We start from the raw sequence: 13,973 nt of genomic DNA on the forward strand, positions 1-13,973 counted from the left end.
CTTGTACTGGCCGAACAGGTAGCCGATCTCGCGGCCGCCCACGCCGATGTCGCCGGCGGGAACGTCGGTGTACTCGCCGATGTGGCGGTAGAGCTCGGTCATGAACGCCTGGCAGAAGCGCATGATCTCGCCCTCGGAGCGACCCTTGGGGTCAAAGTCCGAGCCGCCCTTGCCGCCGCCGATGGGCATGCCGGTGAGGGAGTTCTTGAAGATCTGCTCGAAGCCGAGGAACTTGACGATGCCCAGGTAGACGCTGGGGTGGAACCGCAGGCCGCCCTTGTACGGGCCCAGCGCGGAGTTGAACTCGACGCGGAAGCCACGGTTGATCTGGACGTTGTTGTCGTCGTCGACCCACGGGACGCGGAAGATGATCTGGCGCTCGGGCTCGCACAGGCGGCGGATCACGGCGGCGTCGGTGTACTGCGGGTGCTTCGTGACGACCGGGTTCAGGCTCTCGAGCACCTCGCGGACGGCCTGGTGGAACTCGGTCTCACCGGGATTGCGGTGCAGCACTTCGTCATAGATCGTGCCGAGGCTCTCGTGCAGGGTCACCGGGCTCTTCCCCTCTGAAATATTACGAACATGTGACGTGATGTCACAGCACAAGGTTGCCTTACGGACGAGAGGGCCCGCACGACACCCCCGTGCGACGGAGCTCCCGGAATGGGAAAGTCCCCGAAGTGGTGGGAATTCTTCCACCCACTCCGGGGACTGCGTGTCCGATCAGCGGACGGAGGCGAACAGCTCCTCGCGCGCGGCCTCGTACTCGCGAGCGAGGCGGGCGACCAATTCGGCGGCGGGCAGGGTCTCCTCGATGACGCCCAGGCCCTGGCCGGCGCCCCAGATGTCCTTCCACGCCTTGGCGTCGCTCGTGCTGCCGGAGCCGAAGTCCATCGTCGACGGATCGCCCTCGGGCAGGTTGCGGGGGTCGAGCCCGGCGGCCTCGATGCTGCCGCGCAGGTAGTTGCCGTGCACGCCAGTGAACAGGTTCGAGTAGACGATGTCCTCGGCCGAGCTCTCGACGATCATCTGCTTGTAGTCGTCGACGACATTCGCCTCGTCGGTGGCCAGGAAGGCCGAGCCGACGTACGCGAGGTCGGCTCCGGCGGCCTGGGCGGCGAGCACGGCGCGGCCATGGGCGATCGAGCCCGACAGCAGCAGCGGCCCGTCGAACCAGGCGCGGATCTCCTGAAGCAGGGCGAAGGGGGAGAGGGTGCCCGCGTGGCCGCCGGCGCCGGTCGCGACGGCGATCAGGCCGTCGGCGCCCTTCTCGATCGCCTTGTGCGCGAAGCGGTTGTTGATGATGTCGTGCAGGACGATGCCGCCGTAGGAGTGGACGGCCTCGTTGATCTCAGGGCGCGCGCCCAGTGAGGTGATGACGATCGGCACCTGGTGCTCGACGATCAGCGCCATGTCCTCCTCCAGGCGGCTGTTCGACCGGTGCACGATCTGGTTGACGGCGAACGGAGCGGCATCCGTGCCGGCCAGCTCTTCCTCGATGCGGTCGAGCCAGTCGCCCAGCATCGAGGCGGGACGCGCGTTGAGCGCGGGGAAGGAGCCGACGATGCCGGCCTTGCACTGGGCAATCACCAGGTCGGGTCCCGATGCGATGAACATCGGGGACGCGACCACCGGGATCGACAGGCGGTTCTCCAGGACTGCGGGCAGGGACATCGTTCAACCTCCGCGGCGGCGCCGCTGACTCGACAGTGCAACGAGTTGCATACTACGTGTCGTTCGGCGGCACCGCCAGAGCGGAGGTCAGGCGGCGACGGCCCGGGCGGCTCGCTTGCGCTCCTTGCGGGTGCGCCAGCGCTCCACGAGCAGGTAGAGCACCGGCACGAGGATGAGGGTCAGCAGAGTCGAGCTGGCCAGTCCGCCGATCACGACGATTGCGAGGGGCTGGCTGATGAACGCGCTGCCGCCGGTGACGCCCAGCGCCATCGGGGTCAGCGCGAAGATCGTGGCCAGCGCCGTCATGACGATGGGACGCACGCGGTGACGCGATCCCTCGCGGACGGCGTCCTCGGCGGACATCCCCTGGCGCCGGTACTGGTTCACGAGGTCGATCAGGACGATCGCGTTCGTGACCACGATGCCGATCAGCATCAGCATGCCGATGAGCGACGCGACGCCGAGCGGGACGCCCGTCACCACGAGCAGCACGATCGCACCGGTCGCCGCGAACGGGATCGACACCAGCAGCAGGAACGGCTGGAGCAGGCTCTTGAACGTCGCGACCATGACGATGTAGACGATCGCGATCGCCAACAGCAGTGCGATGCCCAGCTGCGCGAAGGCCTCGGCCTGGTCGGCGGACACGCCGCCGATCGTCGCCTCGGCGCCCTCGGGCAGGTCGAGTCCGTCGACCGCCGTCGCGATCGCCGAGTTGACCGCACCGAGGTCGTCCTCGTCCGGGGTCACCGAGACCGTGATCGACTGGTCGCCGTCCTGGCGCGTGACAGAGACGGGCAGCTCGACCTCGCGGACCTGCGCGACCTGGCCGAGCGTCGCCTCACCGACGGGCAGGCGGCGCAGCTGCTCGACCGACGCCGGTACCGGTCCGGTCGGCAGCACCACGACGTCCGTCTGCTCGCCCGCCAGGACGACGCTGCCGATCGGGGACGGACCGGTCGTGGCGGCGACCGCCTGGCTGATCTGCTGCTCGCTGATACCCAGGCTGCGTCCCAGCTCGTTCAGCGTGACGGTGATCGTCGGTTGCGCGGCCTGGGCGTTCGACGACACGTCGGTCGCACCGTCGATGCCGGTCAGCGCCTCCAGCACCTGCGCGGCGGCGCCGTCGAGCTCGGCGGGGTCGTCCGAGGTGACGATGACGTCGATCGTGGACGAACCGCCCATCGCGGCAGCCGCACTGATCTGCACGGTGCCGACGTCCTCGAGCGCGTCGAGCTCCTGCGTGACCCGCTCCTGCAGGGCCACCTGGTCCGCGTCCTCGTCCGTCGTGACGGCGAAGTTCGCGTCACCGGCGCCGCTGAACAGCGCGGCGATGCCCTCGCCGGAGCCGATCGTGGCCTGCACGGTCTCGACGCCCTCGACGTCGACCAGCGCGGACTCGACCTTCTCGGCCGCGGTGTCGAGCGCGGCGAGCGAGGCGCCGGGCTCGAGGCTCTGGACGACCGTGAAGGTGTTCTGGCCGGTGTTGCCCAGGAAGTTCGTCTTCATGAGCGGCGCGAGCGCCATCGAGGCACCGAAGATCACGACGGCCAGGACCAGCGTGATGACACGACGGCGCAGGGCCCAGTCGAGGACCGGGACGTAGCCACGCTGCAGCCACGTGCGGCGCTCCTTCTCCTGGGCGGCCGCCTCGATCGTGGCGGCGTCGGCCTCGACCTGCTGTTCTCGCAGGAACCAGTAGGCCAGCACCGGGACGATCGTCAACGCCACGAGCAGCGACGAGATCATGGCCAGGGCGACGGTCAGCGCGAACGGGCGGAACAGCTCGCCGACCTGTCCGGCGACCAGGCCGATCGGCAGGAAGACCGCGACCGTGGCCAGGGTCGAGGCGGTGATCGCGCTCGCGACCTCGCGGGTGCCGGTCAGGACGGCCTCGGACTTGCGGGTGCCGTAGGACAGGTGGCGCTTGATGTTCTCGATCACGACGATCGAGTCATCGACGACGCGACCGATCGCCACCGTGATGGCACCCAGGGTCAGGATGTTGAGCGAGTACCCCGACATGAGCAGGCCGATGAACGTGACCAGCAGGCTCAGCGGGATCGAGATCGCCGTGACGATCGTCGAGCGCAGCGACGCCAGGAAGATCAGGATGATGATCACGGCGAACACGAGGCCGAGCAGGCCCTCGGTCGTGAGGTCCTCGATGGACTTCTCGATGAAGGGCGCCTGGTCGAAGACGACGTCGACGCTGGTCCCGTCGCCGAGCGCGGTGGCGGCCTCGTCGACCGCCTCCGTCACGGCGTGCGAGACGTCGACCGTGTTGCCGTCGGGGGTCTTCGTGATGGCCACGGCGATGCTGGGATTGCCGTCGGTCCGCGAGATCGAGGTGGCCTGCTTCGCGGCGACCTCGACCTCGGCCACGTCACCGATGGTGGTGCCGGGCGTGCCGGTGAGGGGGAGCTTCGCGACGTCGCCGGCGCGCTGGAGCTCGCGGCCGACCTGGATGCTCAGGGTGCGGGTCTCGTCGGTGACGGAGCCGGCCGGCAGCAGGGAGCCGTTCTCCTGCAGCGTCGAGACGATGTCGGCCACGGAGGCGTCGGCGGCGGCCAGCTCGCGGGGCTTGACGGTGAGCTGCAGCTGGTCGATCGGGCCGCCCGAGACGGTCACGTCCCGCACGCCGTCGATGTCGTTCAGGGCGGGGACCAGCTCGGCGTCGACCTTGCCGGTCAGCGCCGCCACGTCACCGTCCTCGCTCGAGACGGAGAGCTGGACGATGGGGAAGTCGGAGATGCTGCCGGCGATGACGAGCGGCTCGACCGAGTCAGGCAGGCCGGACAGCGAGGAGCCGAGGCTGCTCTCGAGGCGCTGGCGCGCGTAGGCCGTGTCGGTGCCGTAGTCGAGCGCGACCATCACGATCGAGCTGCCGGGGGTCGAGGTCGACTGGATCGACTCGACACCCTCGAGCGACTTGGCTGCCGAGTCGACGCGCTGGGTCACCTGGGTGTCCACGACGTCGGCGGAGGCTCCCGGGTACTGGGACACGACGATGACGGCCGGGAACTCCAGTGACGGGATGAGCTCCTGCTTGAGCTGGGTGACGGAGTACACGCCGGCGATGGAGGCGACGACGGTGATCAGGGCGATCAGGGCGCGATTGGCCATGCTGAAGCGCGACAACAGGTTCAACGGTTCTCCTCGAGACAGGGGGCTCGCGCAGCGCGAACACTGAAGTGTCGCACCCCCTGCGTAGCAACCGCGACGACGGTGACGAGACCCCGGTGCCCCGGATCGTCGTCACTCGAGGCCGATGTCCTCGTGCCAGAGATCGGAGTTGTTGGCGATGAAGTCGCCCATCATCTCGATGCACTCCGCGTCGTTGAGGCAGACGACCTCCACTCCGTTCTCGCGAAGGAGATCCTCGCCGCCGTAGAAGTTCTGGCTCTCCCCGACGATCACGCGCGGGATCTTGTAGAGCAGGATCGCCCCGCTGCACATGATGCACGGCGACAGGGTCGTGACCATCGTGGCCTTCGCGTACGTGGCGGCGGGCAGTCGCCCGATGTTCTCCAGGCAGTTGGTCTCTCCGTGGTGGATGGCGCTGTTGGCCTGGACGCGCATGTTGTGCCCGACGCCCAGGAGCTCGCCCTCGACGAAAAGCGCGGCGCCGATGGGCACGCCTCCCTCGTCCAGGCTCTTGCGTGCCTGCAGGAGGGCAACGGACAGCAGTTCGGAATCGTTCATGATCGTCTCCTTCGGACGGTGGAACAGCGGTCAGGCGCGGCGGTACGCCTTGAGATAGGTGGCGGGATAGCGAACGCTTCGGCCCCAGACGATGAGAGCGACGATGACGGCCAGGTAGGGCAGTGCCAACATCAGCTCGCGGGGTATCGCGCTGAACAGGGGCGAGATCGCCAGCTGCAGTTGCAGGGCATTGACCACCGCGAACAGGAGTGCTCCGCCGACGGCCTGCCAGATGCGCCACCGAGCGAAGATCACCAGTGCGATGCAGACCCAGCCGCGGCCACTGATGATGTCGAGCGTGAACGTGCCCAGCATCGCCAGCGTGAGGAACGCGCCGCCGATCGCCATCAACGCGCCGCCGACGGCGAGCGCTGCGTAGCGGGTGCGGTTGACGGAGATTCCCGCGACTTCGGCAGCGTCGAAGTTCTCGCCGACGGCGTGCATCCGGTAGCCCATGCCACTGGACCGCATGGTCCACCATGCGACGGGCGCGATCAGCAGGAAGCCCGCGTACGTCAGCCAGTGCTGGTTGAGCACCGGCGTCGAGGAGAAGAGCACCGAGAACTTGTTCTCGAGACCGGGCCGCTCGCCCGTGTAGAGGAGCCGGAAGGTGAAATCGCAGGTCGCGATGAGGAACAGCGTGATGCCCAGGCCGGAGACATGCTGGTTGAGCCCCAGCGTCACGCTGAACAGACCCATCGCGACTCCGGCGAGCGCTCCCGCGATGATCGCCGCGAGCAGTCCCAGCCACGGCGATCCGGTCCGGTGGGCGGTGACGAAGCCGACGAATGCGCCCACGTACATGGTGCCTTCGATGCCGAGGTTGAGGATCCCGGTGCGTTCGATGATGACCTCGCCGATCGACGCCCACACGAGAGGTGTCGCGATCGTCAGGGTGGCGCCGATCAGCGCCAACAGGTTGAGGCTCATCGCTCTCGCCTCCGTCGTATCGTGAATCTTCGTAGGGTCACCATGGACAGGACGGCCAGCATCAGCAGCGCCCCGAACATGTCACCGAGCTGTGTCGGGATCTGGAGCACGAGGGAGACGTTCTGAGCTCCCACCGCGATCGTTCCGAGCAGTCCGGCGACGAGGACCACACCGATGGCGGTGAGCCCGGCCAGGGTTGCCACGATGACGCCCGTGTAGCCGTAGTTGTTGCTGATGCCGAAGGTCAGCTGGTGTTGGACACCCATGACCTGGCTGGCGCCGCCCATGCCGGCGATCGCTCCGGAGACGAGAGCGCACCGCCACTGCAGGACGCCGACGCGGATGCCGCTGAACTCCGCGGTCTTCGGTGACTGACCGGCGGCGCGGATCTTCAAGCCGGTGGCGGTACGGGTCATGACGATGCCCGTGGCGATGACGATGATGATCGCGATGCCGAATCCCCAGTGCACCCGGGACCCCGGGATCAGTGCCGGCAGGTCGTAACCGGGACCGAGGCGGTCCGAGTCGGTGAAGCCGGTCGCTGTGTTGCGCCACGGACCGTTGAGCAGGCCCTGGACGAGCAGGAGCGCCACCGGGTTCAACAACAGTGTCGTGACGACCTCGTCGATGCCGCCGTGGCGTTTCAGCCAAGCCGGGACGGTCGCCCACAGGAAGCCGCCGAAGGCACCCATCGTCATGCCCAGGGGGAGGGCGACGAGCGCGGGCAGGTCCGGGAGGTTGATGCCCACGAAGGTGGCACCGATCGCGCCCGCCAGGAACTGCCCTTCGGCGCCGATGTTCCAGTAGCCGGCACGGAACGCGATCGCGACCGCGATACCGGTGAACAGCAATGGCGTGGCCGTCAGCATGACCTCGTGGAGGCCGGACATCGACGACAGGGGCGTGATGAGGTAGCGCTCGAACGCCGCGGGCGGGTTCGCGCCGGCGAGTCGAATGGGGATGGCGGTGAGGGCGACCGTGACGATGACCGCGAGAGCGATCGCGGCGGGCCCCGTCCACCGCGGGGTCTGCTCCCGGACGACGAGCCTCATGCGGCCTCCTCCCCACCTGTCATCATCACGCCGAGCCGCTCGCCCGTGGCGTCGGCGGCATCGAGCTCCCCGACGAGGCGTCCGCGGAAGATCACGGCGATGCGGGTGCAGAGGGCTCGGAGCTCGTCGAGGTCCTCGGAGATCAGCAGGACGCCGGCACCGCGGGACGTCAGGTCCTGCAGCTGTTCGTGCACGTAGGCGTAGGTGCCGATGTCCAGGCCGCGGGTGGGTTGGGCAGCGATGAGCACGCGTGGCTTCCTGGCCAGCGCGCGAGCGAGCAGGACCTTCTGGATGTTGCCGCCCGAGAGGTTGCCGATCGTGTCGGTCGGCTTGGCCTTGATGGCGAACTGCTCGATCAGTGTCTCGGCGTGGTGGCGGATGGCCCGACGGTCGAGCATGCCGGCGCGACGGAAGTGGGGGAGGTCCTCGATGACGAGGTTCTGTTCCACCGTCATCGCGGCGAACGATGATCCACGCCGATCCTCGGTGAGTCGGCCGAGCCCGGCGCGCAGGCGCGCGTCGACCGTGGCCCCGCCGATGTCGTGTCCGTCGACGGTGATCGTTCCGGAGGTGGGCCGCACGACACCCGCGAGGACGTCCACGAGCTGGCTCTGGCCGTTGCCGGAGATCCCGGCGACGCCGACGATCTCCCGGGCGTGGACACGCAGGCTGACATCGGCGAGGACCTGGACCCCGTTCGTCTCCAGGCTCACTGCGTCGACGTCCAGGACGGGTGCCCCGACCTCGCGGGCTGGCGCAGCCACCTCGTGGACCGCGGTGTCGAGCCCGAGCGCGGACGACTCGGTCGTGTCATCGACGTCGGCACTCGTCACGCCCATCATCAGGGCGGCGAGTGCATCGGTGTCGACGCCGTCGATCGGCTGGTCGGCGACGAGCGCGCCGTGACGCAGGACGACGACCCGGTCCGAGATCTCGGCGACCTCACGGAGCTTGTGGGAGACGAACAGGACGGCCAGGTTGCTCTCCCGTAGTCGTCGGATGGTGACGAACAGCGACTCGATGTCCTGCGGCGTGAGCACCGCGGTCGGTTCGTCGAGGATGAGGACCTTGCAGTCGTGGAACAAGGCCTTGATGATCTCGACGCGTTGGCGTTCGCCGATCGACAGGGAGGCGACGTGCTTGTCCGGCGGCAGGTGGACCCCGACGCGATCCATCACGCGCAGGACCTTCTCCCGCAGCTCGCGGCGGTCGACGCGGCCGAGACCGACTCCGGAGAGGGCGATGTTCTCGGCCACGGTCATCGTGTCCACGAGCGAGAACTCCTGGGTCACCATGCCGATCCCCGCGGCCATGGCATCGCGTGGCGAGCGCAGGTCGATGGTGTGACCGTCGACCTTGATGCTGCCCTCGTCCGCACGGACCAGGCCGTAGGCGATCTTCATGAGGGTGGACTTCCCGGCGCCGTTCTCGCCCAGCATGGACACGACTTCGCCCGCTGCGACACTCAGGGTGACCGCATCGTTGGCGACGAGGTCTCCATACCGTTTCGTGATGCGGTCCAGCTCCAGGAGGGAGCGACGCCGGGATGTCTCCGTCATGTGTCCGCCGTCAGTCCTTCGACACGTCGATCGAGCCGGCGGGGGCCGATTCGTCCACGGGGGTCACGAAGCTGCCGTCCATGATCTCGGACTTCTTGGCCTCGATCTTCGTGATGAGGTCCTCGGGGATCCCGCCCACGATGTCGGCGTTCAGCGGGGCGAGCTCGCTGCCCTCGTTGATCATGAACGAGAACTCGCCGAGATCCTCGGCCGCCGGCTTCGAGGTGGCCTGTTCGACGATGGCGTCGACCGTGGGCCGCATGTGCCACAGCAGCGAGGTGGCGACGTGCTTCGGTGCATCCGACTTCTGGTCGACCATCATGCCGATGACGGGGATGTCCGCGTCCTCGGCGGCGGCGATGACGCCTTCGCGTTCCGCGAACATGACATCGGCGCCCGCGCCGATCTGAGCCGCGGCGGCCTGCTTGGCGGCTGCCGGATCGAAGAAGCTGTTGATGAAGGAGACCTTCACGGTGACGTCCGGATTCACGGACTTCGCACCGGCGACATAGGCGTTCACGATGCGGTTCACCTCCGGGATCGGCATCGCGGCGACCACTCCGAGCGTGTTCGACTTCGTGAGGCTGCCCGACAACATGCCCGCGAGGTAGGCCGGGTCCTGGAGCCAGTTGTCGAAGACGCTCATGTTGGGTGCGACGGGCTTCTCGCCGGAGCCGAACGCGAAGGGGGTGTCCGGGAACTCTGCGGCGACCTTGCGGACGGCCTCCTCGGCCGCGAAGGCGTCACCGATGATCGCATCGGGCTTCTCGTTGCCGGCGATGTCGCGAAGTCCGCGTTCCATCTTGTCGGCCGTGTTGAGGTTGTCGACGTACTTGTAGCGGATCGTGCCGTCCTCCTTGGCCTCCATGAGCGCGGCATGGATGGCGCCGTCCCATGGCTCTTCCAGAGGCGTCGCGAAAGCGCCGTAGATGAGCGGCTTGGACGAGTCACCGTCATCAGTGGCGTCGCTCTCGCCGGTGGCGCCGCCGCAAGCCGATGCGATGGCGAGAACGGCGACCGCGCCGATGGCGGCGCACTTTCGAAGGACATGCGATGGGCGGAAATCAGACATGGGAGGACTCCTCGCAGGACGACAGTGCCTGCATTCAACTCATGTAACGTGGATCACACAAGGGACAGGATGTCGCTCTGGGACCAGAAAGAATGGACGGACTGTCGTGACAGATCGTGATGGAGAGGTCGCCGGGTTCACGCTGCAGGATCTTCTCGACCTGCCGCTGATGAGATCTTCGCGACCGCACGTGATCGCCGGCGACGGTTTCGAGCACCGGCCGGTGCGGTGGGTGCACACCTCTGAGATCTTCGAGATCTCGCCACTGCTCAAGGGCGGCGAGGTGCTGTTCACGACCGGGCTCGGGCTTGTCGGGTCACCCGCCGGATCGATCACCGCCTACGTGGCATCACTGGCCAGCCAGAACGTCACGGCGCTCATCATGGAGGTGGGCCGCACCTTCGTGCAGCTGCCGGACGAGTTCTCCGAGGCGGCCAGACGGCACGGTCTTCCCCTGATCACGATGCATCAGGTGGTTCCCTTCGTCGAGATCACCGAGATCGTCCACCCCTTGCTGATCTCCCACGAGGTCGGCACGCTGCGACGCAGCGACCACGCATTTCGTCAGCTGATCGCCGGTGTTCTCGCCGGTGACGACCTGGGGGGCCTGTTGGCCATCGCGCGACGCCTGACCGGTGCGCCGATCGGCCTGTACTCGGCAGGGGGTCAGCTGCTGGCCGGCGAGGACGTGCGGCGGGAGCATGCACCCACCGAGATCGACGAAGTGCCGGTGGGACCCGAGCCATGGGCGGTCCTCGCCATGGCGCCATCGGATGAACAGGTCAGTACGGAGGTGGCGCACGCCACGGCGTCGGTCGTCGCCCTGAAGCTCGCCCAGAAGATGACCGGGAGCCCGAGTCGCGCACTGGCCGTGGCCGACCTGGTGGGGGACATGTTGCGGGGGAACTTCAGCAGCCCACAGGATGTGGAGGCACGGGCGGCCTCGCTCGGGTTCGTGATGAACCCTCGTCGGCAGGGCGTCGCCCTGTTCCTGGACCTCACGCGTTCGGCCCGCACGGGTCTGGCGGCGGTCACGAAGGCCGCGCGTCGCGATTTCGGGCCGAACCTCGTCGCCGAGATCGACGATCGGATCGTGGTGCTGGTCCAGCTCCGCGCGGAGGAGCCCTTCGAAGAGCAGTTGCGGGGTCTCGCGCGGTCCGTGGACCAGCAGCTGGCGTCGGCCGGCACTGGTCGAGTCGTGCGGGTCGTGGCGGGCCCGGTGGCCGAGAGCTTCGCTGGTCTGGCGACCTCCTTGACCCGCGCGCAGCACGGGGCGCGGCTCGCCCGCAGGCTGGCCTTCCCGGCACGGGTGGTCACCGATCGCGATCTCGGGCTGTACGACCTGCTGACAAGGGTTGTCCCGGACGCCGAGCTGGAGACCTTCGTCGAGCAACAGTTGGGGCCCCTCCTGGAGGCCGATGCCCGGTCCGGCAACCGACTGGTCGAGACCTTGAACGCCTATTTGGAGGTCGGACGCTCCAAGACCGCTGCGGCCGAGGTGCTGGGTGTTCGCCGACAGACGATGTACCTGCGCCTGGAGCGGATCTCGGCGTTGCTCGGCGGATTGGACCTGGGGTCGCACGATCGTCTGACCGCGCTCGACCTCGCGGTCACCGCATGGCGGATGCGAACATCGGGGCTGACGGGCACACCGGCGCGCTGACACCTGTCCGTGCCCCGAGCCCTGCCCCTAGGCGGCGGCGAGGTCGGGGTGGCCGCGCAGGGTGTCGAGCACCTTGGAGATCCGGCGCGAGACCTGCATCTGGCTGATGCCCAGGCGGTCGGCGATCACCTGCTGCGTGAGTCCGTCGACGAATCGCCACTGCAGCAGTTGTCTGGCCGTGCGGTCCAGCTCGCGCAGGGGCTTGGAGACCGTGGTCCAGTCCACGACGAGATCGAGGTTCTCGTCCTCGCGGGCGAGCTCGCGGCGGGTGCGCAGGTCGTCCATCGAGTCGGGATGGAAGCAGCCGCGAGCGGCGGCCGCGTCCTTCAGCTCCTGCGGCTCGACGCCGAGTCGCTCCGCCAGCTCGTGGACGTTGGCGCTGGTGATCTCGGGCAGCTGCTCGGCCGAGATGAGGGCTTGGATCTCCTGCAGGCGGCGCGGCGGCCGCACCATCCAGGCGCGGTCGCGGAAGTGCCGCTTCAGCTCGCCCTGGATCGTCGCGGTGGCGAACGGCGGGAACGCTCCCTGCGAGGGCTCGTAGCGCCGGGCGGCCTTCACGAGGGCGAGACGGGCCACCTGCTCGAGGTCGTCCATGTCGACGCCGCGACCACTGAAACGACGCGCGAGGGCGGAGGCCAGTCCGAGGTGATCGAGGACGAGATCCTCGCCCTGGCGGGCTTCGAGGTGCTCTGGGGACGCAGTCATAGTTCCTCCGGTCAGGCACGGAACGAAGGCTGTGTGTTCAACCGTTCCTAACGTTCACACGCTCCCGGGGGGTCGGCAACCGGAAGGACTCACGGCGGCGAGACGCGCTGCAACAGCCGCACCGCGTCGTGCGGCGCGTGCCCCTCGGAGTCGTTGTCGAAGTACACGTGGACGTCCCGCCCGGCGTCCTGCCAGCGCCGGCACCACCGCGCCCAGCCGTCGAGGCTAGAGTCCGCGTACCGGCTGGCGTACATGCGCGAGTGCCCGTGCAGACGGGCGTACGCGACGGTCGACGACGGAAGGTCCAGGACGGGCCACGGCTTCGGCGCGTCGTTGCGGACGGCCGCGACGTCGTGGTGGCGCAGGAGGTCGGCGAACGCCGGATCGGTGAACGACGGGTGCCGGACCTCCAGCACGTGCTCGATGGGCGAGCTGACGAGCGGCTGCGTCGAGGCGCGCTCGGGCGGGAGGCGGGCGTCGTGCTGCTCGGCCAGCTTCCCGGCCTCCTCGGTGCTGCGCGGCAGGAGGGCCAGGAAGCGGTCGATCAGCCCGGCGTCCCACGTGATCGTCGCCGGCAGCTGCCACACGATCGGGCCCAGCCGTCCGCCCAGCTCGAGGACCCCGGACGCGAAGAAGTTCGCCAGGGCCTGCTCGACGTTCGCGAGCCGCAGCAGGTGCGTCACGTATCGGCTGCCCTTGAGCGAGATCACGAACTCCTCCGGCGTCTGCTCGGCCCAGCGCCGGAAGGTCGTGGGGCGCTGCAACGAGTAGAACGTGCCGTTGACCTCGACCGCGGTCATCGTCGAGGCGACGTACGACAGCTGCTTCGTCCGCGCGAGCCCCTCGGGGTAGAAGTCGCCGCGCCAGGAGTCGTAGCTCCAGCCGCTCACCCCGATCAGCGAGCGAGGCATGTCAGGGTCCGCCCACCCGCGCCCGGACGCGCGGCAGGACGTGCTCGCCGAATGCCGAGACGAACCCGGCCTGGTCGCGACCGACCTGGTGCACGTAGATCCGCTCGACCCCGAGCGCGGCGCACCGGCAGAGCCACTCGACGTGCTCGTCGAGGTCGGACGCGATGACGACCGAGTCCGAGAGGTCGTCGGCGGTCACCCCGGCCGTCGCGGCCTCGATGTCGGCGGGTGTCGCGAGGTCCTGCGTCGGCGGCGGTGGCAATGCCGCCATCGACCACTCCGCCACCGCCTGGTTCCGGGCGACGGCCGGGTCGGGGTCCCACGACACGTGGACCTGGACGTGGACGGGCCGGTCGCCTCCTCCGCCGTCGCGGAAGGCGTCGATGACCCGGCGCAGGTGGTCCCACGACGCGTTGACGGTGATGAGGCCGTCGGCCCACGCGGCGACCTCGGCGGCCGTCTCGGGCGTCATGGCGGCGGCGAACAGTCGCGGGCGGTCGGCCGGAGGCGTGTACAGGCGGGTCCGGTCGACCCGGACGGCTCCCCGGTGGTCGACGCGCTCCCCGTCGAGGAGTCGCGAGATGACGTCGGCACACTCGGCCAGCCGGGCGTTGCGCTCGGGCTTGGCCGGCCACGGGTCGCCCGTGACGTGCTCGTTGAGGGCCTGGCCCGAGCCCAGCGCCACCGTCAGCCGACCGGGGG

Annotated in this window: 12 protein-coding genes; 1 reads left to right on the top strand and 11 read right to left on the bottom strand. The window is 68.6% G+C overall.

The window, feature by feature from the left end; all coding sequences use genetic code 11:
- The 8 genes from RT323_RS13060 to RT323_RS13095 all read right to left on the bottom strand — a co-directional run.
- Positions 1-546: Glu/Leu/Phe/Val dehydrogenase dimerization domain-containing protein (locus RT323_RS13060; RefSeq protein ID WP_313409233.1), on the bottom strand; the 546-nt coding region annotated here is incomplete at its 3' end.
- Between the two features lie 177 nt (positions 547-723).
- Positions 724-1,674: a nitronate monooxygenase family protein gene (locus RT323_RS13065; protein ID WP_313409205.1), complete on the bottom strand. Its 951-nt coding sequence runs from the start codon at positions 1,672-1,674 to the stop codon at positions 724-726.
- An 87-nt stretch (positions 1,675-1,761) separates the two neighbouring features.
- Entirely contained in the window at positions 1,762-4,824 is a 3,063-nt protein-coding gene (locus RT323_RS13070) for an efflux RND transporter permease subunit (RefSeq protein ID WP_313409206.1), read from the bottom strand.
- 108 nt (positions 4,825-4,932) lie between these two features.
- Positions 4,933-5,379 (bottom strand): nucleoside deaminase, encoded by a 447-nt coding sequence (locus tag RT323_RS13075; protein ID WP_313409209.1) that lies wholly within the window; start codon positions 5,377-5,379, stop codon positions 4,933-4,935.
- Between the two features lie 30 nt (positions 5,380-5,409).
- Positions 5,410-6,309: an ABC transporter permease gene (locus RT323_RS13080; RefSeq protein WP_313409212.1), complete on the bottom strand. Its 900-nt coding sequence runs from the start codon at positions 6,307-6,309 to the stop codon at positions 5,410-5,412.
- Entirely contained in the window at positions 6,306-7,361 is a 1,056-nt protein-coding gene (locus RT323_RS13085; RefSeq protein WP_313409215.1) for an ABC transporter permease, read from the bottom strand. Before RT323_RS13085 ends, RT323_RS13080 begins: the two co-directional genes overlap by 4 nt.
- A complete protein-coding gene (locus RT323_RS13090; protein ID WP_313409218.1) occupies positions 7,358-8,920 on the bottom strand; it encodes an ABC transporter ATP-binding protein in 1,563 nt (520 codons plus the stop codon). The genes RT323_RS13085 and RT323_RS13090 overlap by 4 nt, the downstream gene beginning before the upstream one ends.
- A 10-nt stretch (positions 8,921-8,930) precedes the next feature.
- Complete coding sequence (locus RT323_RS13095) at positions 8,931-9,992, bottom strand: BMP family protein (RefSeq protein WP_313409220.1); 1,062 nt, start codon at positions 9,990-9,992, stop codon at positions 8,931-8,933.
- On the opposite strand from RT323_RS13095, the gene RT323_RS13100 reads away from it, so the two are divergent.
- Positions 9,991-11,655, top strand: a complete 1,665-nt coding sequence (locus RT323_RS13100; protein ID WP_313409223.1) for a PucR family transcriptional regulator ligand-binding domain-containing protein — start codon at positions 9,991-9,993, stop codon at positions 11,653-11,655. The genes RT323_RS13095 and RT323_RS13100 overlap by 2 nt on opposite strands.
- Before the next feature lie 27 nt (positions 11,656-11,682).
- Here RT323_RS13100 and RT323_RS13105 read toward each other — a convergent pair whose 3' ends face one another.
- From RT323_RS13105 to RT323_RS13115, 3 genes are all read right to left on the bottom strand, one after another.
- Positions 11,683-12,360, bottom strand: coding sequence for a sigma-70 family RNA polymerase sigma factor (locus RT323_RS13105; RefSeq protein WP_313409226.1), 678 nt, complete (start codon positions 12,358-12,360; stop codon positions 11,683-11,685).
- A gap of 89 nt (positions 12,361-12,449) precedes the next feature.
- Positions 12,450-13,271: a DUF72 domain-containing protein gene (locus RT323_RS13110; RefSeq protein ID WP_313409228.1), complete on the bottom strand. Its 822-nt coding sequence runs from the start codon at positions 13,269-13,271 to the stop codon at positions 12,450-12,452.
- Between the two features lies 1 nt (position 13,272).
- A partial coding sequence (locus RT323_RS13115) for an LLM class flavin-dependent oxidoreductase (protein WP_313409231.1) occupies positions 13,273-13,973 on the bottom strand: 701 nt, incomplete at its 5' end.

Origin of the sequence: Aeromicrobium sp. (genome assembly GCF_032084975.1) — a bacterium.
GTDB lineage: Bacteria > Actinomycetota > Actinomycetes > Propionibacteriales > Nocardioidaceae > Aeromicrobium.